Origin of the sequence: Rheinheimera texasensis, from assembly GCF_964031785.1 — a bacterium.
In the GTDB taxonomy this organism is placed as follows: Bacteria; Pseudomonadota; Gammaproteobacteria; order Enterobacterales; family Alteromonadaceae; genus Pararheinheimera; species Pararheinheimera texasensis_A.
Window position 1 is genome coordinate 77,408 of record NZ_CAXIRE010000024.1, and the last position, 22,230, is coordinate 99,637.

Sequence of the window (22,230 nt, forward strand, 5' to 3'; positions counted from 1 at the left end):
AATGAATATTATCAAAACAAAAATTGCTGACGTTTTTATCATTGAGCCGCAAGTTTATGGCGATCCCCGTGGCTTTTTTATGGAAAGCTGGAATCAACAGAAATTTGACCAGGCAGCGGGCTGTGAAGTTCGGTTTGTTCAGGATAATCATTCTCGTTCTGCGCACGGCGTGTTGCGTGGTCTGCATTATCAACTTGAGCAAACACAAGGGAAACTTGTGCGTGTCACTCAGGGGCGGGTATTCGATGTCGCGGTGGATATGCGCCGCAGCTCACCGACTTTTGGCCAACATGTCACTGTTGAACTGAGTGGTGACAATCATCGGCAGTTCTGGGTGCCTGCCGGATTTGCGCATGGTTTTCTGGTGTTAAGTGAGTCGGCAGATTTCTTATACAAAACAACGAATTATTATCACCCGCAATCAGAGCGTAGTTTGTTGTGGAATGACCCGGCATTAGCCATCGCCTGGCCATTCCATGAGTTACAAGCTGATCCACTGCTTACGGCGAAAGACCAGCAAGGCGTATTATTCGCGCAAGCTGATACTTTTGCATGATCAAACTATCCCATATCAGCTGGAATCTGGCTGGTTTGCTGTTGCCTCTGATCATTGCGGCGATCACAGTACCAGCCTTGTTATCTTCGCTCGGACAGGAACGATTTGGGTTACTGGCGTTGGTATGGGGAATTGTTGGTTACGCCGGCTCGCTTGATTTGGGTTTAGGTCGCGCGTTAACGCAATATGTGGCGACTTTGCCAGTAGAGCAATGGCGACTGCAAGTTCGCTCGGTATTAAAGACAACGTCAACGTTGACATTTTTTAGTGGCTCATTGTTTGGGTTACTACTTTTTGCTGCTGCTTCGGGTGGCGCTCAACATTGGTTCAACACCAAGACAGTGACCGAGACTGAACTCGCAACTGTTATCCTGCTGGTTGCCTTTGTGCTGCCGGTACAGGCAATGAGTGCGACTTATCGAGGGCTTTGCGAAGCCTGTCAGCGTTTTCAGGGTATTAATATCATCCGGATCCTGCTTGGTGTTGTGACTTTTGCCGGGCCAGGCATCGCTTTGTTGTACAGCGAACAACTGATCCTACCCGTCTTATTACTCGTGATTGCGCGGCTGTTGGCTTTAGTTGCGTTCCGCATTTTGGCACTACGTTGTTTAGTTGATGCCTCGTCGAATGCTCAATTCGATCGCTCCGTGGCTCATCGGCTATTTAGTTTTGGCGGCTGGGTGACTGTTAGCGGGATCCTGAGCCCTGTCATGTTGCAGGCAGACCGTTTTACGATTGGCGCTTTATTGTCCGCAGCTGCCGTCAGTGCTTATGTTATTCCCTATGAAGTTGTTGTACAGAGTCTGGTGCTGGTTGGCGCGGTTTCTGCGACTGTGTTTCCGGCATTTAGCCGGATGATTGCTTCACAGCCTGAACTACTCCATGATTATTTTAAGTTGTGGTTTCGACGGATCGCCGTGTTAATGCTATGCGTCGCTATTGCGCTTGTTCTGATACTGCCGGTGTTATTACCGTTTTGGTTGGGAGACAAGTCGACACCCGATATGGCGCTGATTGGTCAAATCTTGTGTGTGGGGGTTTTTGCGAATGCACTGGCCGCCATGTATTACGCGCTGATTCAGGCGCACGGTAGGGCTGATGTGACCGCAAAGTTTCATTTGATTGAATTGCCGGTATTTCTGATATTGTTGTTTTTATTGATTCATCTGTTTGGCCCTGCCGGCGCAGCTATGGCCTGGAGTAGCAGAATGTTGTTGGATTTATTGTTGCTGCGCAGTTATGCCGGGAAACATTATGTTTGAAGCTTTGCTACTGGTGACCTTCATCGGCTTTGTGCTGGCCAATCACAGCCGGCTTGGCACCGGGAACCCCTATCAGATTTTTTTCTTTGTCTGGTTGACGGTGTATACAGGGTATTATTTAACCCGCGATTTGTTTATCCGAATTGACGATTCATTTGTCTTTGTCACTTTGGTATCTCAATATTTTGCCTTGTTTTTACTGATTATTTCTTATCTTAAATCGGCAGGGATCACACAAGCACAAAAAGCGCCGGATTTGGCGTCTATTCACTTGAACAAGTGGTTCTATTATCCGTTGTTTTTTCTGGTTGTCCTCGGAGCTTACCCAACATATCTCAAGGCGATTGAACTGGCGAATGGCCAGAGTATTTTCACAATTATCGGATTTATGACGCTGCGAAATACCATCACTTATGAGGACCGGAACTTTGGCGTGTATGGTTATTTAACGCCTTTGTCTATCATCGTGGCTATGGTATCCGCAGTCGGATATCGCAACAGACAAATCCTGTTACCTTATTTTCTCGTGAGTCTCGGAATTGCTTTGTTTTATTGTTATATGGCCACGGGGCGGACTTTTATTCTGATGTTGTTCTGCTTTGTATTTATGCCCTTTTTCATCGCAAAAATTTTTAGTAGAACGTCATTAGTGATGACTGGCGTTATCTTCATCTCACTGTTTCTATTTATTGCAGGGATGACCGGGAAGGGGATTTCATTCGATAATACAACTGCGCAGAATATCCGCACTTTTCAGGAAAATATTGTCGGGTATACCACAGCACCATTTGTGGCGATGTCTCAGTTGTTTTCGACATTCGATAGACCTGAGTATGGCCAAAACAGCCTGCGATTCTTCTTTGCGGTGATGCAAAAAGTAGGAATGGCCGACGTCCAGTCTGTTGAGTTGGTCAAAGACTATGTGATGACACCTTTCCCTACCAATGTTTACACCGTATACGAAGTCTATTACCGCGATTTTCTATATTATGGCTATTTTATCCCGCCTCTATTCCTGCTTCTGCATTTCTGGTTGTACCGCTATGCAGTTGTTCGGGGCGGGCGTTGGATCATGTTTTATGCAGCGTCGACCTATCCATTGGTTATGGTGTTTTTTCAGGATCAATATTTTTCGCTGACTTCACAATGGATCCAGATGATATTTTGGTTAACTTTATTGTGTGTGCGCAGCAGGACCGGCAGGAGCCAGATGTGATTGATGTTGTTATCGTAAACTGGAATGCCGGTTTGCAGTTAAAAGCTTGTGTTGAGTCTGTCGTTGATTTTGGTGCTGGCTTAGTAGGGAAGATCATCGTTGTCGATAACGGCTCTACCGATCATTCGATGCAGTTTATCGAACATATGCCCTTAGTGCAGCCCGTGCTACTGGCAGAAAATGCAGGTTTTGCCCGTGGTTGCAACCAGGGCGCACTGCATGCAACCAGTCCCTACATTCTGTTTTTGAACCCGGATGCGGCTGTTTACGCAGATACTTTACCGGCTGTGTTTACCTGTATGGAAGATCCGGCGCATATCAATACAGGTATATGTGGCGTGCGCTTACTCGATGAACTCGGGCACGTTTCTCGCAGTTGTTCCCGCTACCCATCAGCATTACGATGTGCGGCGCAGTCCCTGGGGCTTGATAAATTTATTCCCAATTTCGGTTCTGCTATGACGGAATGGGATCATCTTGAAAATCGCTATGTCGATCAGGTTATTGGTGCGTTTTTTCTGGTTCGTCGCGACCTGTTCATTCAGCTGAATGGTTTTGATGAACAATTTTTTGTGTACTACGAAGAAGTCGATTTTGCCTACCGTGCTGCCAAAGCCGGCTTTCGTAGCTATTACCTAAACGATGCCAGTGCTTTCCATCTAGGTGGTGGAGTTTCCAACCAGGTGAAAGCCCGTCGGTTGTTTTACACGTTAAGAAGCAGACTCCTGTATGCGGTTAAACATTTCTCAGTTGTAGCGATTGCACTGGTGGTTTTGTCGACTCTGGTGCTGGAACCATTAACCAGACTCGCGCTGGCGCTATTAAAACGTTCCGGTGCTGCGTTTAAAGAGACACTGAGTGGATTTGCGATGTTATACCGCTGGTTGCCTCAATGGCTGCTTCATGGCAAAACCCGCTGAGTGTATTTCGATGAAAATTTTGTTGGTCAGCAAATACTCAAGACTTGGCGCAAGCTCACGTTTGCGTACTATGCAGTTCTTGCCGGGACTCAGTGCTGCCGGATTTGAGATCAGCGTGCAATCACTGTTCGATGATGTATACCTTGAACAGTTGTATCAGAAAAAAGGCCGTAGTCTGGGCCATATCCTGAAGTGTTACTGGCGGCGTTTGTTCACTCTGCTTCGGGTCAAACAGTTTGATGCGGTCTGGCTGGAGTATGAATTGTTGCCATATTTTCCGGCATGGCTGGAAAGTTATCTAAAATGGCGCAAAGTGCCTTTTGTAGTCGATTATGATGATGCACTATTTCATAACTACGATATGTCAGGGAATCCATTGCTACGGACGTTGCTTGGAAACAAAATTGACCAGGTGATGGCGAAGGCTGACGTGGTATGTGTCGGCAACATGTATTTAAAGCAAAGAGCGTTAAAGGCTGGTGCGCAAAGCATTTCTTGGATCCCGACCGTCATTGATCTGGATCGTTACCCTATTGTTACCGGTGGGACGAAAAATGCGGCACCGGTTTTTGGCTGGATTGGTTCTCCTGCTACACAGTCATATTTGACAATGATTGCTCCGGCACTTTGCAAAGCATTAGCCCACTGTAGCGGCCGGTTGGTGCTTATCGGAGCAAACAGCGATGTATTGCCGCATTTTGCGGGCTGTGAAATTGAACTGCGGGCCTGGTCGGAAGCGACAGAAGTGCTGGACATCTGCAGTTTTGATGTAGGTCTGATGCCGCTACCGGATGGTCCCTGGGAACGTGGAAAGTGTGGTTATAAACTCATCCAGTATATGGCCTGTGCAATTCCGGTGATTGCCTCGCCTGTCGGCGCGAATGTCGACATTGTGCAGGGGAGCGGTGCTGGACTGCTTGCATCGACAGAAAGTGAATGGTTCGATGCGCTGGTTACGTTAGCGACGGACGCTCCGTTATCTCAGCGTTATGGCCACGCCGGTCGTCAAGCGGTAGAGAAAGTGTATTCGTTACAGGCACAACTCCCTGAGCTAGCTCGTATTTTTAATTCTCTTAATAGGATTTCAGCTCCCTGATGTGTGGATTCATCGGTTTTAGCCGGATAGACGGTATAGACAATCAGCAAATTGCACAGCAAATGTGCCAGAAAATTGTGCATCGTGGTCCGGATAGTGAAGGGATATGGCAGACCGAAGGTGTCCCTGTGGTGCTCGGGCACCGCCGCCTCTCGATAGTTGATTTGTCCGCCGCCGGTCATCAGCCGATGTTGTCGGCGACCGGCCGTTATGTCATCGCTTACAACGGTGAAGTATATAACCATGTTCAGTTGCGCGAGATGTTGCAGGCTGAAGGTTACGCCGAGCAATGGCGTGGACATTCAGATACTGAAACATTATTAGCCTGTATCGAAGCGTGGGGGATCGTTAAAACCCTGCAGGCTGCCGTTGGTATGTTTGCTTTTGCCTTGTGGGATCAGCAGGCGCGTCAGCTGACGCTGGCGCGGGATCGAATGGGTGAAAAACCGCTTTATTGGGGATGGCAGGGCGATGTCCTGTTATTCGGCTCAGAATTAAAAGCCCTCAAAGCGCACCCGGCATTTAAAGCCGGTATCAGCAGAGATGCGCTGACGCTGTTACTCCGCCATTGCTATATTCCGGCGCCTTATTCTATTTATCAGGGTTTCTATAAGTTAAAACCGGGCCATTACCTGCAACTCGAGCTTGATTCGCCACTGCGCGCCAAGCTTGCTGTAGAACAGGCCTATTGGTCTTTCAATCAGATGGTAGAGCAAAGTCAGGCTGCGGCAATCACTGGTACAGACACTGAGGCGACTGATCAGCTGGAAGCCATGTTAACCCAGAGCATCCGCGGCCAAATGCTGGCTGATGTTCCACTGGGAGCCTTTCTCAGCGGCGGGGTAGACAGTAGTTCTGTTGTAGCACTGATGCAGATGAACAGTCAGCGGCCGGTGAAAACTTTTACCATTGGTTTTAATGAAGCTGGGTTTGACGAAGCCATATGTGCAAAAGATGTCGCCAGACATCTGCAGACTGACCATACGGAGTTATACGTCAGCCCACAAGACGCACTGGACGTTATTCCTCGTCTCCCATCTATGTACTGCGAGCCATTTGCAGATAGTTCGCAAATTCCAACTTTTCTGGTGAGTCAGCTGGCAAGACAGCATGTCACTGTGGCACTGAGTGGTGATGGTGGGGACGAACTATTTGGTGGTTACAACCGGCATTTGGCAGCAGGTAAGGTATGGGGGCCTTTCCAAAAAGCGCCGTTATTTTGCCGCAAAGCTGCAGCAGGCTTGCTGAATGCAGTTCCGCCAAAACGTTGGGATCAGCTGTTTGAACTGGCAAAACCACTGCTGCCTAAAAAATTGCACCTGGCGATTCCGGGGGAAAAAGCGCGTAAACTGGCCGAAGTGCTGGCATTGCCGGATGGGCAGCAGTTTTACCGACGCTTAACTAGTCATTGGCACGAACCTGAAAAAGTGGTGTTGGCTGGGCATGAGCCCAAGACTATGCTGACGGATCCTGCTCTTTGGCCAAAAACCGATAGTCTCGAACATTTTATGATGGCAATGGACGCGCAAACGTACATGGCTGACGACATTTTAACCAAAGTTGACCGCGCAGCGATGGCGACGAGCCTCGAAACCCGGGTCCCGATGTTGGATCATCGTTTAGTTGAATTTGCCTGGCAATTGCCTTTGCATTTCAAGATACGCCAGGGCCAGGGGAAGTGGCTGTTACGGCAGGTACTGTATCGCCACGTGCCGAAAGAATTGATCGAAAGACCCAAAATGGGGTTTGGTATTCCTCTAGACCAATGGTTGCGTGGGCCGTTGCGAGATTGGGCAGAGCAGCTGCTGGATAGCCGTTTGCTGGACCAGCAAGGCTATTTCCGCACAGAAACCATCAGAACTATGTGGTTGCAGCATCAGAGCGGCAGTCACAATTGGCAGTATCATTTGTGGAACGTATTGATGTTTCAGGCCTGGCTTGCGGAACAATGAAGTTTTTATTGGTTGCAGGGTACAGCGAATCCCTGACGAATTTTCGCGGCCCATTAATCGAGGCCCTGATTGCCAGCGGTCAGGAAGTGCACGCGGCTGCGCCCGGACTTTGTGAGCATCCTGAAGTTGTGGCAAAGTTGCTTGCCAAGGGAGTCCGTATCCATAGTGTGTCGATGAACCGCACCGGCATGAATCCCTGGCATGACCTGAAAACGTTACTGTGCTTATACCGCTTGATGCGACAAATCCGCCCTGAACGGGTGTTGGGGTATACCATCAAACCGGTGATTTATGGCTCGCTGGCGGCCTGGTTGGCGCGAGTGCCAGAACGTTATGCCTTAGTCACCGGTTTAGGCTATGCCTTTGCCGGTGAGTCTGGTCAACGAACATTACTGCGTCGTATTGCGACTCGCCTTTATCAGGTCGCACTGCATTTTACGCACCGGGTCTTTTTTCAAAACCCAGATGACAGAGATTTGTTTGTGCAACGGGGAATTCTGTCGGCTGCAGACAAAACTGTCGTAGTGAATGGCTCCGGTATTGATATCAGTATCTTTAGTCCTATGCCTTTACCGGCACAACCGGCATTTTTGCTGATTGCCCGCTTGTTGGGTGATAAGGGCGTGCGCGAATATGTGACCGCCGCGCGCTTGGTACATCAGCAATATCCGCAGTGCAAATTCCGGTTAGCCGGCTGGATTGATGATGCACCTGACGCTATTGCACAAGCGGAGCTGGACAGTTGGATTCAGGACGGCGTGATAGAGTTTTTGGGTCGATTAAAAGATGTACGTCCAGCAATTGCAGATAGCACTATTTACGTATTGCCCTCATACAGAGAAGGTACACCGAGAACAGTCTTAGAAGCGATGGCGATGGCAAGGGCCGTCATAACTACAGACGCACCTGGCTGCCGCGAAACGGTGATCCCTGGCGTCAATGGCTTGTTGGTGCCGATTAAATCAGCCGAGGCGCTTGCACAAGCGATGTTAGATTTGGTGCGAGACCGGCAGCAGGTTGAAGCTATGGGGCAACAGGGGCGGCGGATTGCCGAACAAAAATACGATGTACAAAAAGTCAATCAACAGATGCTGACAACCATGGGAATTTTCAATAAGTGAAACGCTTGATCGATTTTCTTGCCGCCGCAGCTGGACTCTTCTGCCTGTGGCCAGTGTTGTTAGTGTTAGCATTTTTAGTAAGGCGCAAACTGGGCTCACCTGTGGTCTTTAGTCAGGTCCGGCCTGGCCTGGCCGGCAAACCCTTTCGGATGTATAAGTTCCGGACTATGACTGATGTGAAGGATGAAAAAGGTGAGTTGCTGCCGGATGACGTTCGATTAACGTCCTTTGGCCGTTTCCTGCGCTCGACCAGTCTGGATGAACTACCTGAGCTTTGGAATGTATTAAAAGGCGAGATGAGCCTGGTTGGCCCGCGCCCGCTGCTGATGGAATATCTGCCACTTTATACCGCTGAACAAGCCCGCCGGCATGAAGCGCGGCCTGGTATTACTGGCTGGGCGCAAGTGAATGGCCGCAATGCCATTAGCTGGGAAGATAAATTCTCTCTGGATGTTTGGTATGTCGATAATCAAAGTCTGTGGCTGGACATGCGGATCTTGTGGATGACCGTCAGAAAAGTGCTTGTCCGGGAAGGGATCGCGGCAGCTGGTGAAGCGACTACAACAAAGTTTACCGGGAGTGCCCAATGAAAAATCTGATTCTGGTTGGTGCCGGTGGTTTTTTTCTCGAACTTTATGATTATCTGCAAGTTGATGCACAGGCTCTGCAACAGGTTCACCTTAAAGGGGTGCTTGATGATGCGGCACATTGTGCGCAGCAGCTTTTACCGCACTTAGGCGCTGTGGCTGATTACGAGCCGCAAGCGGATGATGTATTTTTAATCACTATTGGCAATGTGCTGCATCGCAAACGTTGTTATGACTTGCTAAAACAAAAAGGTGCTGTGTTCTACACTTATGTACATCCAACTGCCATCGTCGCGCGCAGTGCTGAGTTAGCGGAAGGTTGTATCGTCGCACCTTATTCCGTTATTAATGCCAAAGCGTCAGTCGCAGCTAATGTAGCCGTGAATGTTCACTGCAGTATTGGTCATGAAGCGGTGATTGGTTTTTGCAGTGTGTTGTCGCCCTTTGCCGCAGTCAACGGTAATGCCAAAGTCGGTGAGTTATGTTTCCTTGGCACCCGGTCGACCATCTTCCCCGGTAAATCTCTCGCAGATAAGGGTATTGTTGACAGCCATTCTTATGTAAAATCTGACGCCCCCGAAAAGTCGATTGTGTCTCTTCGGGGCGAATATCTTGTCGTACACAACAGATTAATGAGGTAAGCCATGTCGCAAGCGACTTTAATCCAATGTTTTGCAGAGTCACTCGGCATCCCGGCTGAACAGGTCACGGATGAACTTCAATACAATACGATTCCACAATGGGACTCAGTTGCGCACATGACATTGATTGCAGCACTGGAAGATGCCTTCGATATCATGCTTGATACAGATGACATTATTGATATGAGTTCCGTAGCGAAAGCCAAAGAGATCCTGGCCCGTTATGAGATCAGTCTCTGACATGCTGCTCAAGGACAAAATCTGTATCGTCACAGGCGCGACCCGCGGTATTGGCCTTGCCATCGCGAAGTTTTTTGCGGCACAAGGCGCCTGGGTTTTTGTCAACGGCCGGGACCCTCAGCGTGTAAATGAGGTCGTGGCAGAGCTGAATGCCTCTGGTGGTCGGGCTGATGCTTTTGTTTGTGATGTTGCCGACCCGAATTCAGTCAAATTGGCCTACAAAGAATTTCTGACCAAATCCAAAGCCATTGATGTGTTGGTCAATAATGCCGGCATCCTCGATGATGCGTTGATTGGCATGGTGACGCCGGCACAAATTGAGCGGACATTCTCGATTAATACCTATGCCGTGTTGTATATGAGCCAGTATGCCGCGCGCATTATGGCAAAAGCCAAAACCGGCAGTATTGTCAATCTGACATCTATTATCGGTACAAACGGCAATAGTGGTCAGGCAGTGTATGGTGGCTCTAAAGCCGCCGTCATTGGCATTACTAAATCATTGGCTAAAGAGCTGGCGGTTAGTCACATCCGCGTCAATGCGATTGCGCCTGGTTTTATCGATACCGATATGGCGCGGTCTATCCCGTCCGCAGTGTTCGAGACGCGGGTTGCTTCGGTTGCGATGAAACGGATTGGTACACCGGAAGAAATTGCCGGTGTTGCGGCATTTTTGGCTTCAGATTTATCCGCTTATGTCACAGGCCAGATTATTGGTGTGGACGGCGGTATGTTAATTTAATGGCAAAGGCCTGATCCATGAGCTTTTTTTGGGATTTAGCACTGTCAGAGCGAACAGCGGTCGCTATTGTCGATCAGCTGGAAGGTGAAGTTATTTACGCTGAGTTGGCACGGCGCGTCACTGCCTGTACCGAGCAGCTGCCGCCGACCCGGTCTTTGATAGCGCTTTGTATGGATACTGATTTGCAGAGTGTTTGCTGGTATCTTGCCGCTTTGCAAGCCGGACACCCGATTATTCTGCTTGATACCTCGTTAGCCCCTGATTTGTTGCAGGCATTGTTAGCGACCTACCAACCAAATGTGTTGTTGCGCGGCTCTGAAATCAACGTGTTACATCAGGAGCCGCTGGCACTGCATGCGGATTTAGCGTTAATGTTATCAACTTCCGGCACTACGGGCTCGCCGAAGTTGGTGCGGTTAAGTCGGCAGAATTTGCAAAGTAATGCCAGTGCCATTGTGGATTACCTGCGGCTGAATGCCACGGAGACAGCCATCACTACAATGCCACTGCATTACTCCTACGGTTTATCCATCCTTAACAGTCATCTGCAGGCCGGAGCCAAGCTGGTGCTGACCGCTTTTGGGTTGTTGTCTCGGGAATTTTGGCAGTTAGTGCAGCAGCATCAGGTATCGTCGCTGTCAGGCGTGCCTTATATCTGGCAAATGCTGCGCAAAATGCGGTACGAACGGTTTAAAACAGATTCAGTGCGTTACCTGACCCAGGCTGGTGGCCGGTTGGATAATGACAGCTTGCTGTACTTTCAGCAGCAAACCCAGGCGAAACAACAGCAATTCGTGGTGATGTATGGCCAGACCGAAGCGACGGCCCGCATTGCTTATTTACCCGCAGACCTTTTGGCAGTCAAAACCGGCTCCATCGGCCGGGCTATTCCTGGCGGCAAACTCTGGATCCGTCTGGCGGACGGACAGCTGGTCGATTCTGCAGATACCGAAGGCGAACTGATTTATCAGGGGCCCAATGTCATGCTGGGATATGCCGAATCGCTGGCTGATCTGGCTCTTGGCGATGAATGCCTTGGCCAGCTTGCTACCGGAGATATTGGTTATTGTGATCAGGATGGGTATTTTTATATCACCGGGCGGGCGAAACGTTTTATCAAAATGTTTGGTCTGCGGATCAGTCTTGATACCGTTGATGAAATGCTGGCCCGCCGTGGACTGGATGCAACCAGCACAGGCCGCGATGATAAACTGGTCATTTTTATCAGCGACCGCGCAGTGACGGAACCAGCAGCGCTTGCAACGGAACTTTCAGCGCTGTTTAAGATCAACGTCAACGCTATCGCTGTCCATCAGATCGCAGCGATCCCACGCAGCAGTAATGGAAAAGTAGATGGCCAGGCCATCAAAGCATTGATGGCGCAATATGAATAATCTGGATTTCTTTTATCAGCAACAGTCGCCCTACAGTCTGGCTGCAGCTGAAAAACAACTGGCATTACAACAGCACCTGAATGCGCTTGATGCACATCATCAGCAGCATTGTGAGTTGTACCGCCGCATCGCCAGTTCGCTGGCACAAAGCGGTTGGTTTGGCCAGCAGGTGTATTTACCAGTGCGCCTGTTTAAACAATTTGAGCTGAAGAGTGTCACACAAGATGATGTTTTTAAAGTATTGACGTCATCAGGTACAACTTCTCAGCAGGTATCCCGCATTGTGCTGGACCGCCAAACTGCAGCGCATCAGAGTAAAGTGCTGGTGAAGATTATGCAGCATTATCTTGGCGTGCAACGGCTGCCGATGCTGATTATCGACCATCCTTCCGTGGTTAAAGACCGGTTGTCATTTTCGGCGCGCGGTGCCGGTATTCTGGGCTTGTCGACATTTGGTCGGGATCATACTTACGCACTTGATGATGACATGCAAATCAATCTCGAACGTGTACAGGCCTTTATTGAAAAGCACCAGGGCAAACCAGTATTTATCTTCGGTTTCACTTTTATGGTGTGGCAGTATTTTTTTCAGGTGCTGCAACAAAATGGCCAGCGGCTGGATTTAGCCGGCTCTGTACTGGTGCATAGTGGTGGCTGGAAAAAGCTGATTGATATCGCCGTCGATAACTCAGTGTTTAAACAAGTCGCGTTGGATACTTGTGGGATCCAACGGGTGCATAACTTCTACGGCATGGTGGAACAAGTTGGCTCCATTTTCGTCGAATGTCCGCACGGTTATCTGCATGCGCCGGACTATGCAGACATCGACATCGTTGATGCACAGACCATGCAGAAAATGCCATTCGGCCAACAAGGTCTGATAGCTGTCAGCAGTGTGTTGCCTTCAAGTTATCCGGGGCATCGGTTGTTGACTGAGGATTTAGGCACTGTGTTTGGCGAAGACGATTGCCTTTGTGGTCTCAACGGCAAATATTTTCATGTGCATGGTCGGTTACCCAAAGCTGAAGTGCGCGGCTGTTCTGATACCCATGCCGCTGAGGTGAAATCATGACGCTTTCCGCTATCCGTCTGCTGGCGCCGCAACAATCCGCGCAATCTATTGAACATTTCTGTCAGACCCGCACGGATTTGCTGACACCATTTTCCGCAGCTGCACTTGAATTTGTCGAAACCTTATCGCGGCAATTATTGCGGGAGCCGGCTTTTAAAGCCCATCCGGAAATGATTGCTTTGGGTTACTGGCTACGCAAAGCCAATATCAGCCGTCTGGCGGAGCAGGCGGCAGTGCCGTCGTCGGTGATCAGTCACGCGGTTCGACTCCCCCGTGGTCTGGTGTTTCATGTCGCGCCGTCTAACGTAGACACCATTTTTATCTATTCACTGGTGATTTCCCTGTTGATGGGGAATAAAAATCTGGTGCGGTTATCGTCAAAATCGTCGGCGCAACAGCAGCTCATTCTGCAGGTGCTGAATCAGGCGCTGACGGCGTTGCCGGACAATCCGATCAGTCAGAGTCTGTTGGTGGTGACTTATCCGCATGATGATGGTATTAGCCGTACCTTGTCTGGCTGGTGCGACGCCCGGATGTTATGGGGCGGTGACCAGACCGTTGGCTATTTCAGTAGTTTGCCGGTTCGCCCGACCGCAGTAGATATTAAATTTGCCAATAAGTACTCGCTGGCGTTGTTGTCGGCAGAGGCTGTGCTTGCGGCCGATGATGCCGAGTTCACCAAATTAGTGCGGGCTTTTGTCAGCGATACTTATCTGTTTGCTCAACAGGCTTGCTCGTCACCGCGTTCAGTGTGCTGGCTTGGAGATGACAATATTGTTAATCTGGCCACTGCGAAGTTCTGGCCAGCAGTCAATTCAGCGGTTAGTCAGTATCCGCATGGCCTGATTGCGGCAGATTTTATGCAGAAACTGGTGTTTGTGGCGGAACACGCGATTGGGTATCAGTCGGAGTTGAGTCCGGTGGATTCAGATCTGACTTTGACGGTATTGAATACCGCGCTGCTTGGATTGATTGATACCAGGGATCATTGTGGCCGCGGGACTTTTCTGCAAGCTGCAGTGAGTCAACTCAGTGAATTGAATGCTGTGCTGCACCGTGGCGTGCAGACACTGACATATTTTGGGATCTCTGCCGTCGAGCTGCAACAGTGGCTGCAGGCTGGGGTGCCGGGGCTTGACCGGCTGGTGCCGGTCGGGCAGGGACTCGATTTTGATTATATCTGGGATGGCGTTGATTTATTCAGCAGCTTGTCCAGATTAGTAACCATCAGATAAAACGGTAATTGCATGTTAAATACTTCTTTTTCAGCCTGGCCTTCTTTTACTCAGGAAGAAGCTGATGCGGTGAGCCGCGTAGTGCTCAGTAATAAAGTCAATTACTGGACCGGTCAGGAATGCCGTGAATTTGAAAAAGAATTTGCTGTATGGGCTGGTACTCAATATGCCGTAGCGCTGGCCAATGGCACACTGGCACTGGATGTTGCGCTCAAAGCACTGAACATTGGACCTGGTGATGAAGTGATTGTCACACCAAGAACTTTCCTTGCATCAGTGTCTTGTGTTGTCACGGCTGGAGCCACGCCGGTGTTTGCCGATGTCGACCTCAATACACAAAATCTTTCTGCCGAAACCATTGCTGCAGCTATTACGCCAAATACCAAAGCGGTGATTGTGGTACATCTTGCCGGTATGCCGGCTGATATGGACCCGATTATGGCGCTGGCGCAGCAGCATGGTTTTTATGTGATTGAAGATTGTGCGCAGGCGCATGGGGCAAAGTATAAGGGCCGTTCTGTCGGTTCAATTGGCCACATTGGCGCCTGGTCTTTCTGCCAGGACAAAATCATGACCACTGGTGGTGAAGGCGGCATGGTCACGACCAATGACAAAGATCTGTGGTCCTTTATGTGGTCCTATAAAGATCACGGCAAAAGCTTTGATTCGGTCTATCACAAAGAACATGCGGCTGGCTTCCGTTGGGTGCATGACAGTTTTGGCACCAACTGGCGGATGTTGGAAATACAGGCTGTGATTGGCCGCATTCAGCTCGCCAGAATGGCTGGCTGGACTGAGATCCGTAACCAGCATATGGCACAGTTAAATGCCGCCGCCGCAGATTTCCCATTACTGCGCCAGCAACAGGTTCCGGCGGACGTGCAGCATGGTGGTTACAAACACTATTTCTTTATTCAACCTGAATTTTTTGCGCCGGGCTGGGACCGGGAACGCTTGATCCGTGAAATCAACGCTGCTGGTGTGCCTTGTTATCACGGCAGTTGCTCAGAAGTGTATCTGGAAAAAGCCTTTGACAATACGGCCTGGCGGCCAGCTACGCGGCTACCGAATGCCCGTTTGTTAGGCGATACCAGCCTGATGTTACTGGTGCACCCGACGTTGACTGCACAGGAAATGCAAAAGTCCTGCGATGTATTACGCACTGTGCTGACCACCGCATCGGTCAAGCGCTGAGTCAGTTGCGGATGAAAATTCTCTATATCGTCACCCGCGGTGATGTCATCGGCGGCGCCAGTATGCATGTACTGGAACTGGCCAGCGAAATGCAGCGCCGCGGTTGTGATGTCACTATTTTATTAGGGCCGGGCGACATTGTGGCGCAACTGGCTCAGCAGCGTGGGCTCTCAATCATTGTTGAGCCTTTATTGTTACGGCAAATATCGCCAATGCAGGATTTACGCTGTTTCATTCGATTGAGCCGGTTATTGCGACAACTGCGCCCTGATGTGTTGCACCTGCATTCGGCGAAAGCAGGATTGTTGGGGCGGGTCGTGGCGAAGTTGCAGCGGGTTCCGGTGATCTATTCGGTGCATGGATGGTCTTTTAGCATGTATCAGGGTAAAAAAGCCCGATGCTTCCGCTGGTTGGAACGGTTACTGATGCCACTGACAGATCAACTGGTGTTGGTATGTCAGCGTGATTTCAACATTGCCCGAAACCTGCTCGGTGCCAAGCCGGCGCAGCTGGCGCTGGTACATAACGGTATAGCCGAGTGCGCAACTTTGCCAAAAGCCACTGATCCATCCTGCTGCAGGCTCATCTCGGTCGCGCGGTTTGAAGATCCGAAAGATCAAATCACTTTATTAAAAGCGATGGCTGGTGTGGCCGCACAGAGTTGGTGCTTAAAGCTGGTTGGCAGTGGTCCGACCCTGCAATGTTGCCGTCAATTGGCACAGGAACTTGGACTGGAGCAGGTGGAATTCCTCGGCGAACGGTCAGATGTTGTTGAATTATTGGCGCAATCAGATGTATTTGTCCTCAGTAGTCTCAGTGAAAGCCTGCCGGTCAGTGTGATTGAAGCGATGCGTGCTGGTCTGCCGGTGGTAGCAACCAACGTTGGCGGTATGGCTGAAATGGTGGCTGATGACCTTAATGGTTACCTGGTTGCGCCTCAGGATGTCAGTCATCTGGGCCAATGTCTGGGCAAGCTCATCGCCGAACCGGGATTACGGCAAAGGATGGGCGCAGAAGCCCGCAGCCGCTTTGAGCAATTTTTTACTTTGCATCAAAACAGCACCCGTATACTGACCTTGTATCGTCAACTGCTGGAGACTGCATGAACAGAGTCGTGCTGACCGGAGCCAGTGGTTTTATCGGCCGACATTTGGTCGAATATCTGGCAGTACAGCCCCACATATCCCTGCTACTGGTTGTCAGGCGGCCTTTAAGTTGGGCTGTCCCTGCAGGTGTGGTCGTTCGGCAGATAGCTGATTTTCGCGATGAAAGTGCCTGGCAAAACCTATTGTTGCCGGATGATTTTGTGATCCATCTGGCGGGACTGGCACATCGTGATTTACCGGCCGAATTGCAGGTAGAAGGCTTTTTTGAAGCCAATGTGGCGACAACCCGCGCGATAGCACAGGCCGGAGCGCAGCAGCGGATTAGCAACTTTATATTTATCAGTTCTGTCGGTGTTTATGGCAGCAGCCGTGATGATATCGTTGGACCGAATAGTACAGTGCATCCGGATCACCCCTATGCGGAGTCAAAACTGGCGGCTGAGCTGGCCCTGCTGAGTGTACCGAACCGGCACTACAATTGTACGATTCTGCGTCTGCCATTAGTTTATGGCGCTGACGCTCCGGGCAATTTTGGCAAACTATTACGTCTGGTTGCGCTTGGTATACCGCTGCCTTTTGCCGGACTCAATAATCGCAAATCGTTTTTGGGGATTGAGACCTTAAATCAAATTCTGCACCGGTTGATTCGCGCGCCGTTACAAGGGGATTTTACCTTAATCGCGGCCGAGCAAGACGCGGTAACCTTAGCGACGTTGCTGAGCAATCTATCTCAGGGCATGGGAAAAACATCACGGTTATTTTATGTCCCGGCCTGGCTGTTAAAAATGCTGTTGATCTGTGTGGGGCAGAAAAAAATGTATAAAAAACTTTGCCTGACGCTGGAGGCTGATAGCAGCCAGTTATTTGAACTGATCAATTGGCGGCCGCAGCAGACTGTCGGCGAAATCATTCGCAAAGTTGGCTCGGAATACAAAGGATCTCGTCGCACATGATGTTGCTTAGTCTGCTCGCATTCTTCGTTACTTTTGCCGGCACCTGGTTGTGGATCAGGTTTGCCGGTCAAAAGGTCCTGCAGGATATACCCGGGCCGCGTAGCAGCCACTCCCGGCCTACAGTGCGCGGGGGAGGGGTGGTGTTTGTACTGGCTTTTCTGCTGGGTACTTATCTGGCTTCTGAGCAACAGTGGGTGCCAGCGTTACACGGCTGGCAGTTTGTTGCGGTTGGCGTGATGATGCTGGTCGGGATGATAGACGACATCCTTGGTTTGCCCGTGCTTAGCCGGTTACTGGTCCAAATTGCCGTGGCGTCTTTATTATTGTATCCAGCGCTGGCACAGAGTTTTCAGCCGGTCTGGCTATGGTTACCATTGATTCTGGCGGCAGTCTGGTTGATCAATCTTTATAACTTTATGGACGGTATCGACGGTATTGCGACACTACAGGCAATGAGTGTCGCTTTGGTGATCGCGGGCTTGTGCTACTGGCAGCACCAACCACAGTTGGCACAACTCTGTGGTTTGTTGGCTGCCGTGATGGCTGGATTTCTGTTCTGGAATTTTCCCCATAGCCGGATTTTCATGGGCGATGCAGGGAGCGGAGCTCTGGGCACTATCTTTGTGTTGCTGATGGTGCTAGTGGCAGCAAGTTCAAAGGCTTTGCTGTGGTCATGTATTATCATGATGTCAGTATTTATCCTGGATGCCAGCTGGACTCTGACGGTACGATTGATGACCGGTCAAAAAATCTGGACTGCACATAAACTACACGCTTATCAAATTTTAAGTCGACGCTGGGATAGCCACAGTAAAGTCAGTTTGCTGGTCAGCGGTTACAATCTGACTTGGTTGGCTCCCATCGCTGGTCTGTATGTCGCTGGTGTTTTGAATTTATCTGTGGCCTTTGCTTTGGCATGGGGACCGGTACTGTGGGTCTGCTATCGCCTGAGAGCAGGGCAGGCGCTGCCGGATGCAACATAACCCGCCAGACGTTGGTAAAACCGGAGATCTATTCCTCTCGGTGATCATACCGCTTTATAACAAGGAACTATCAGTCGGCAGAGCGATAGCGTCAGTGTTGGCCCAGCACTATCCCAACTTCGAATTACTGGTGGTTGATGATGGCTCCACAGATGAAAGCTATGTGCGTGCCGCAGCATTTGCGGACCCGCGCGTTCGCCTGATAAGGCAATCCAATCAGGGGGTCGCAGCCGCACGTAATCAGGGTATGTTGCATGCTCGGGGCAAGTATTTGTGTTTCCTCGACGCTGACGACCAATACTTGCCAGAATTTCTTAGCCAGATGGCGTGCCTGATTAGACAAGCACCTGAAGCCGCGTTGTATAGCTGCCGTTTTGATATCGTTGATGAACATGGCCGAATGATGCAGTTGAATAGTAGTTTTGCTCCGGAGTTTGCCGGTCCAGTTGCAGATTTTTTTACGGCTTACCGGCAAAATCGCAGTTTGATTTGCGCTTCATCTTTTGCCATTCGTCGTGAACTATTGCTGGATATCGGCGGTTTTCCTGCAGGTATTCGGATCGGCGAGGATATCTTTGTCTGGCTCCAGGCAGCATTAACCGGGCCGATGCTGTATAGCGCAAAAACGGCAGCAGTGGTCTATCAAAATGCCGAAAACCGCACTGTTCATCAGCAGACCCAGGAGTTAGCCTGGCATCTGGTTTATTTCCTGCGGGATCGGCGCTGGACTCAGAATCTCGCCGCTGAGAAAGTGCAACAGATCGACCGGTTTATTCGGCATAACGTTTTGGTTGCGGCCTTCGGCGCTTTGCGTTTTGGCCGGTGTGATGTTGCACGCGGCTACGCCGGGTTGCTCCGTCAGCAATCTTTGTTGATGTCATTGCTTATTCAATGTGGTAGTTATTTGCCGCTTGGACTTTATCAGGGATTGCGATTGCTACGTAACTATCTGACCACGAACCGGCCACGCCCGCGATGAATCAGCCTCTCGTTTCTGTGTATATTCCAACAAAAAACCGGCCGCAATTATTGCAGCGCGCGCTGCTATCTTGTCTGTCACAGGATTATGGGGCCATAGAAATTTTACTGGTTGATGATGGCTCTGATGAAGCAGCTGCCGCTCAGATTGCTGCGATGGCTGCAAAAGACCAGCGGATTCGTTTGTTTAGGCTATCTCCCAGTGCGGGCGCACCTCAGGCGAGGAATTTGGCCATTGCTGAGGCTAGTGGTGAGTTTATTACTGGTCTGGACGATGACGACGAGTTTCTGGCCGGGCGGATCCGTAGTTTTGTCTGCGCAGCGCAACAGAACCCTGAAATTGGATTTTTTTGTTCTGGTTATCAATATGCGCTGGCTTCTGGCCAAACGTTGCGTGGGTTAACCGGGTCGTTGCAGTTCGGATTGCAGCAACTTCTGATGAAAAACTTGGTCGGTAATCAGATTTTTTGCCGAACCGGAGTGTTGCGCCAGATCGGCGGTTTTGATCCGGCTTTGCCCGCCTGTCAGGATTATGATTTATGGATCCGACTCTGTGCAGCAGGACTGGCCGGACAGCGGCTGGATTTACAGAACTATCTGGTCCATCAGGCACATGAATTACCCCGGATCTCAACACAACAACGTCGTTTGCAAGGTCAGCTCATGCTGGCGGAAAAGCACCGCGCATTAATGACCCCTATGCAATACCGGGCTCAGCATTTTTATGCGCAGCTTTATGCCGGGCCTGTCACGCTAGGGCAAATTTTTCGCGATTGTCCGCTGCCATTGTGGCCACTTGCGCTGAAAATGACCGTTTTGCGTTGGCTCGGTCGTAAGGTCTAGCCAGAGTACCGGATATACATTCACAATAACGGTCAGATTCGGCATAATCAGACCAGTTCGTTCAAATGGAAAGAAAAATGAAGTCAGCTATTAAACAAGGTTTTTCATTACTTGAGTTGTTAATTGTTATCGCCATCATGGGGTTGATTGTCTCGCTGGTTGCGCCGGAAATGTTCAGCAAACTGGATAGTTCAAAGCAAAAAACTGCAATGGCGCAAATGAAAATGCTGCAGACTTCAATAGATACCTATCGCTTGGATGTGGGGGATTTCCCTGCCAGTCTCGATGAACTGGTCAAAAGCAGCAAGAAAGGCTGGGATGGTCCTTACCTGCCAAAAGAAGTCCCGCTGGATCCATGGGGCAACCCTTATGTGATTGTAAAGCCGGGCGAAAATAATCAGCCATACCAATTGATGTCCTATGGTGCAGATGGCAAAAAAGGCGGCACTGATCTGGACGCGGATGTTGTTGCATCATGATCGATCCTGTTGAGCTGCTAAAGACCCGATTTGGTGTCGCCGGCGAAGAGATTGAAAAAGCCCGGACTTATCAGCGTAAATACGGTGGTCAGCTTGAACAGATCCTGATATCTCTCGGGGCTGCCGCCAGCGAAATTCTGCCGGAATTTTATGCTGAATTGCTGGGGTTGCCGCTCGCTCTGCAAATTCCCGACAATGAATGGACTTTACCCGAAGCAGCTCATCAGTTACCGCTGGACGCTTTGCTTGCCAAACTGTGGATCCCATACCGCTTTGACGACAACGGCTGGTTGTTTTATACCGCGACTCCGCTTGATGCTGAAGCCCAGGAGCTGATTGCCGGCTTGCAAGTACCGGTGGCATTAAGTTTGTTACCCACTGAGCAGCTTGCCACGCTTAAATTGCTGGCCGCGCAAACGCAGGAACAGAGCCGGCTTGAGTCTTTGACATCGCACGAAGAAGCCCGTCTGCGCGAACTTGCCTCCGAAGCGCCGACGGTACATTTGCTGAACTCCCTCATTACGCGGGCATTGAAACTACGTGCCTCTGATATGCACGTTGAACCAGAACATGGCCGCGCCAGAGTGCGTTTACGTATTGATGGTGTGTTACAAGAGATCGAGCAAATCAGCGCATCGTTGGTGATGCCTCTGGTCACTCGGTTAAAAATCCTGAGCAATATGGATATTGCCGAAAAACGTCGGCCACAGGATGGTAAAATTGAAATGCGCATCAGTGGTATCGATCTTGATATCCGTGTGTCCTGCTTGCCGCTGAATGATGGTGAGAGCGTTGTGATGCGTTTCCTGCGCAAAGATTCCATTCGTTATGACATGGCCACGCTGGGTATCTCTGCCGACCTCGAACGGTTGATTCAGGAAGATTTGCAGCGCACAGCTGGTGTTATTTTGCTCACAGGCCCGACCGGCTCTGGTAAAACCACCAGTTTGTATACTTTTTTGCATCAGCTGAATTCACCGGAAGTGAAAATTATCACACTGGAAGATCCGGTGGAGTACCAGTTAGACGGAGTCAATCAGGTACAAGTACAACCCGATATCGGTTTTGATTTTGCGGCCGGCCTGCGCAGTATAGTCCGGCAAGATCCGGATATTGTGATGCTTGGTGAGATCCGCGACCGCGAAACGGCATCGATTGCGATGCAGTCGGCTTTAACGGGTCATCTCGTGTTTTCTACCGTTCACACCAATGATGCGCCGAGCGCTTTTACCCGTTTACTCGATTTAGGAGTCGACGAGTTTTTACTGAACGCTGCGTTGATTTCGATTGTGGCGCAGCGCTTAGTGCGAAAATTGTGTGAGCATTGTGCTGAACCTGATACCGCAACATTAGAGCCTAAGTTCGCAGCACAATTAGCCGATGTTGCCGGGCAGGCTGGTGTGACTGAATTATCGTTGCGTAAAGCCTGTGGGTGTGAACATTGCAATTTCAGCGGCTATCGTGGTCGTGTCGCTATTATCGAATATTTGCGCTGTGATGAAGCAATCCAATCCTTACCAAAAGATCAGAACTTTATACTGGCGGCCCGTAAACTGAATCTGCAACGCGGTGGCCGCACTCTGTTAAGTGATGGTTTCCTCAAAGTCGCGCTGGGTGTCACCACTCTGGACGAAGTACGCAGAGCAGCCAGCTAACATGA

General features: G+C 50.1%; 22 protein-coding genes. All 22 read left to right on the plus strand.

The annotated features are described in order from the left end of the window. The first annotated feature begins 1 nt into the window (after nucleotide 1). The 22 genes from rfbC (at nucleotide 2) to ABNT34_RS19015 (ending at nucleotide 22,225) form a co-directional block, all read left to right on the plus strand. Nucleotides 2-556: a dTDP-4-dehydrorhamnose 3,5-epimerase gene (gene rfbC, locus ABNT34_RS18910; RefSeq protein WP_348734456.1), complete on the plus strand. Its 555-nt coding sequence runs from the start codon at nucleotides 2-4 to the stop codon at nucleotides 554-556. Further along, complete coding sequence (locus ABNT34_RS18915; protein WP_348734458.1) at nucleotides 553-1,818, plus strand: oligosaccharide flippase family protein; 1,266 nt, start codon at nucleotides 553-555, stop codon at nucleotides 1,816-1,818. The genes rfbC and ABNT34_RS18915 overlap by 4 nt, the downstream gene beginning before the upstream one ends. After that, nucleotides 1,811-3,034 (plus strand): O-antigen polymerase, encoded by a 1,224-nt coding sequence (locus ABNT34_RS18920; protein ID WP_348734460.1) that lies wholly within the window; start codon nucleotides 1,811-1,813, stop codon nucleotides 3,032-3,034. The genes ABNT34_RS18915 and ABNT34_RS18920 overlap by 8 nt, the downstream gene beginning before the upstream one ends. Further along, the gene (locus tag ABNT34_RS18925) at nucleotides 3,031-3,954 is read left to right on the plus strand and encodes a glycosyltransferase family 2 protein (protein ID WP_348734462.1); all 924 of its coding nucleotides are present in this window, start codon (nucleotides 3,031-3,033) and stop codon (nucleotides 3,952-3,954) included. Before ABNT34_RS18920 ends, ABNT34_RS18925 begins: the two co-directional genes overlap by 4 nt. A 10-nt stretch (nucleotides 3,955-3,964) precedes the next feature. After that, nucleotides 3,965-5,050 carry a glycosyltransferase family 4 protein gene (locus tag ABNT34_RS18930; protein ID WP_348734464.1) on the plus strand — a complete coding sequence of 362 codons (1,086 nt, stop codon included), beginning with the start codon at nucleotides 3,965-3,967 and terminating at the stop codon, nucleotides 5,048-5,050. Then, entirely contained in the window at nucleotides 5,050-7,002 is a 1,953-nt protein-coding gene (gene asnB, locus ABNT34_RS18935; RefSeq protein ID WP_348734465.1) for an asparagine synthase (glutamine-hydrolyzing), read from the plus strand. The genes ABNT34_RS18930 and asnB overlap by 1 nt, the downstream gene beginning before the upstream one ends. Continuing rightward, a complete protein-coding gene (locus ABNT34_RS18940; RefSeq protein WP_348734466.1) occupies nucleotides 6,999-8,123 on the plus strand; it encodes a glycosyltransferase family 4 protein in 1,125 nt (374 codons plus the stop codon). Before asnB ends, ABNT34_RS18940 begins: the two co-directional genes overlap by 4 nt. Then, nucleotides 8,120-8,713: a sugar transferase gene (locus ABNT34_RS18945; RefSeq protein WP_348734467.1), complete on the plus strand. Its 594-nt coding sequence runs from the start codon at nucleotides 8,120-8,122 to the stop codon at nucleotides 8,711-8,713. Before ABNT34_RS18940 ends, ABNT34_RS18945 begins: the two co-directional genes overlap by 4 nt. Then, nucleotides 8,710-9,351, plus strand: coding sequence for an acetyltransferase (locus ABNT34_RS18950; RefSeq protein WP_348734468.1), 642 nt, complete (start codon nucleotides 8,710-8,712; stop codon nucleotides 9,349-9,351). Before ABNT34_RS18945 ends, ABNT34_RS18950 begins: the two co-directional genes overlap by 4 nt. 3 nt (nucleotides 9,352-9,354) lie before the next feature. Then, on the plus strand, nucleotides 9,355-9,591 hold the full coding sequence (locus tag ABNT34_RS18955) for an acyl carrier protein (protein ID WP_348734469.1): 237 nt from the start codon (nucleotides 9,355-9,357) through the stop codon (nucleotides 9,589-9,591). Continuing rightward, complete coding sequence (locus ABNT34_RS18960; RefSeq protein ID WP_348734470.1) at nucleotides 9,575-10,333, plus strand: SDR family NAD(P)-dependent oxidoreductase; 759 nt, start codon at nucleotides 9,575-9,577, stop codon at nucleotides 10,331-10,333. The genes ABNT34_RS18955 and ABNT34_RS18960 overlap by 17 nt, the downstream gene beginning before the upstream one ends. 17 nt (nucleotides 10,334-10,350) lie before the next feature. Beyond that, nucleotides 10,351-11,727, plus strand: a complete 1,377-nt coding sequence (locus ABNT34_RS18965) for an AMP-binding protein (RefSeq protein WP_348734471.1) — start codon at nucleotides 10,351-10,353, stop codon at nucleotides 11,725-11,727. Beyond that, the gene (locus ABNT34_RS18970; protein ID WP_348734472.1) at nucleotides 11,720-12,799 is read left to right on the plus strand and encodes an acyl-protein synthetase; all 1,080 of its coding nucleotides are present in this window, start codon (nucleotides 11,720-11,722) and stop codon (nucleotides 12,797-12,799) included. Before ABNT34_RS18965 ends, ABNT34_RS18970 begins: the two co-directional genes overlap by 8 nt. Then, nucleotides 12,796-14,034 (plus strand): acyl-CoA reductase, encoded by a 1,239-nt coding sequence (locus ABNT34_RS18975; protein ID WP_348734473.1) that lies wholly within the window; start codon nucleotides 12,796-12,798, stop codon nucleotides 14,032-14,034. Before ABNT34_RS18970 ends, ABNT34_RS18975 begins: the two co-directional genes overlap by 4 nt. 12 nt (nucleotides 14,035-14,046) lie before the next feature. Continuing rightward, on the plus strand, nucleotides 14,047-15,228 hold the full coding sequence (locus tag ABNT34_RS18980) for a DegT/DnrJ/EryC1/StrS aminotransferase family protein (RefSeq protein ID WP_348734474.1): 1,182 nt from the start codon (nucleotides 14,047-14,049) through the stop codon (nucleotides 15,226-15,228). Between the two features lie 11 nt (nucleotides 15,229-15,239). Next, nucleotides 15,240-16,334, plus strand: a complete 1,095-nt coding sequence (locus ABNT34_RS18985) for a glycosyltransferase family 4 protein (protein ID WP_348734475.1) — start codon at nucleotides 15,240-15,242, stop codon at nucleotides 16,332-16,334. Then, nucleotides 16,331-17,287 (plus strand): NAD-dependent epimerase/dehydratase family protein, encoded by a 957-nt coding sequence (locus ABNT34_RS18990; protein WP_348734476.1) that lies wholly within the window; start codon nucleotides 16,331-16,333, stop codon nucleotides 17,285-17,287. The genes ABNT34_RS18985 and ABNT34_RS18990 overlap by 4 nt, the downstream gene beginning before the upstream one ends. Next, nucleotides 17,284-18,270 (plus strand): glycosyltransferase family 4 protein, encoded by a 987-nt coding sequence (locus ABNT34_RS18995; RefSeq protein WP_348734477.1) that lies wholly within the window; start codon nucleotides 17,284-17,286, stop codon nucleotides 18,268-18,270. The genes ABNT34_RS18990 and ABNT34_RS18995 overlap by 4 nt, the downstream gene beginning before the upstream one ends. Then, nucleotides 18,260-19,249 carry a glycosyltransferase family 2 protein gene (locus ABNT34_RS19000; RefSeq protein ID WP_348734478.1) on the plus strand — a complete coding sequence of 330 codons (990 nt, stop codon included), beginning with the start codon at nucleotides 18,260-18,262 and terminating at the stop codon, nucleotides 19,247-19,249. Before ABNT34_RS18995 ends, ABNT34_RS19000 begins: the two co-directional genes overlap by 11 nt. Beyond that, on the plus strand, nucleotides 19,246-20,091 hold the full coding sequence (locus ABNT34_RS19005; protein ID WP_348734479.1) for a glycosyltransferase: 846 nt from the start codon (nucleotides 19,246-19,248) through the stop codon (nucleotides 20,089-20,091). The genes ABNT34_RS19000 and ABNT34_RS19005 overlap by 4 nt, the downstream gene beginning before the upstream one ends. A 77-nt stretch (nucleotides 20,092-20,168) precedes the next feature. After that, complete coding sequence (gspG, locus tag ABNT34_RS19010; protein ID WP_348734480.1) at nucleotides 20,169-20,570, plus strand: type II secretion system major pseudopilin GspG; 402 nt, start codon at nucleotides 20,169-20,171, stop codon at nucleotides 20,568-20,570. Then, on the plus strand, nucleotides 20,567-22,225 hold the full coding sequence (locus ABNT34_RS19015; protein WP_348734481.1) for a type II/IV secretion system protein: 1,659 nt from the start codon (nucleotides 20,567-20,569) through the stop codon (nucleotides 22,223-22,225). Before gspG ends, ABNT34_RS19015 begins: the two co-directional genes overlap by 4 nt. The last annotated feature ends 5 nt before the right edge of the window (nucleotides 22,226-22,230 follow it).

Excerpts from the sequence above, each read along its gene's own strand:
- ABNT34_RS18995 (WP_348734477.1), top strand. The coding sequence starts at position 17,284 with ATGATGTTGCTTAGTCTGCTCGCATTCTTCGTTACTTTTGCCGGCACC.
- ABNT34_RS18980 (WP_348734474.1), top strand. The coding sequence starts at position 14,047 with ATGTTAAATACTTCTTTTTCAGCCTGGCCTTCTTTTACTCAGGAAGAA.
- ABNT34_RS18985 (WP_348734475.1), top strand. The coding sequence starts at position 15,240 with ATGAAAATTCTCTATATCGTCACCCGCGGTGATGTCATCGGCGGCGCC.
- ABNT34_RS18950 (WP_348734468.1), top strand. The coding sequence starts at position 8,710 with ATGAAAAATCTGATTCTGGTTGGTGCCGGTGGTTTTTTTCTCGAACTT.
- ABNT34_RS18990 (WP_348734476.1), top strand. The coding sequence starts at position 16,331 with ATGAACAGAGTCGTGCTGACCGGAGCCAGTGGTTTTATCGGCCGACAT.
- gspG (WP_348734480.1), top strand. The coding sequence starts at position 20,169 with ATGAAGTCAGCTATTAAACAAGGTTTTTCATTACTTGAGTTGTTAATT.
- ABNT34_RS18915 (WP_348734458.1), top strand. The coding sequence starts at position 553 with ATGATCAAACTATCCCATATCAGCTGGAATCTGGCTGGTTTGCTGTTG.
- ABNT34_RS18970 (WP_348734472.1), top strand. The coding sequence starts at position 11,720 with ATGAATAATCTGGATTTCTTTTATCAGCAACAGTCGCCCTACAGTCTG.
- ABNT34_RS19015 (WP_348734481.1), top strand. The coding sequence starts at position 20,567 with ATGATCGATCCTGTTGAGCTGCTAAAGACCCGATTTGGTGTCGCCGGC.
- ABNT34_RS18930 (WP_348734464.1), top strand. The coding sequence starts at position 3,965 with ATGAAAATTTTGTTGGTCAGCAAATACTCAAGACTTGGCGCAAGCTCA.
- ABNT34_RS18965 (WP_348734471.1), top strand. The coding sequence starts at position 10,351 with ATGAGCTTTTTTTGGGATTTAGCACTGTCAGAGCGAACAGCGGTCGCT.
- ABNT34_RS18940 (WP_348734466.1), top strand. The coding sequence starts at position 6,999 with ATGAAGTTTTTATTGGTTGCAGGGTACAGCGAATCCCTGACGAATTTT.
- ABNT34_RS18960 (WP_348734470.1), top strand. The coding sequence starts at position 9,575 with ATGAGATCAGTCTCTGACATGCTGCTCAAGGACAAAATCTGTATCGTC.
- ABNT34_RS18975 (WP_348734473.1), top strand. The coding sequence starts at position 12,796 with ATGACGCTTTCCGCTATCCGTCTGCTGGCGCCGCAACAATCCGCGCAA.
- ABNT34_RS18920 (WP_348734460.1), top strand. The coding sequence starts at position 1,811 with ATGTTTGAAGCTTTGCTACTGGTGACCTTCATCGGCTTTGTGCTGGCC.
- ABNT34_RS19005 (WP_348734479.1), top strand. The coding sequence starts at position 19,246 with ATGAATCAGCCTCTCGTTTCTGTGTATATTCCAACAAAAAACCGGCCG.
- ABNT34_RS19000 (WP_348734478.1), top strand. The coding sequence starts at position 18,260 with ATGCAACATAACCCGCCAGACGTTGGTAAAACCGGAGATCTATTCCTC.
- asnB (WP_348734465.1), top strand. The coding sequence starts at position 5,050 with ATGTGTGGATTCATCGGTTTTAGCCGGATAGACGGTATAGACAATCAG.
- rfbC (WP_348734456.1), top strand. The coding sequence starts at position 2 with ATGAATATTATCAAAACAAAAATTGCTGACGTTTTTATCATTGAGCCG.
- ABNT34_RS18955 (WP_348734469.1), top strand. The coding sequence starts at position 9,355 with ATGTCGCAAGCGACTTTAATCCAATGTTTTGCAGAGTCACTCGGCATC.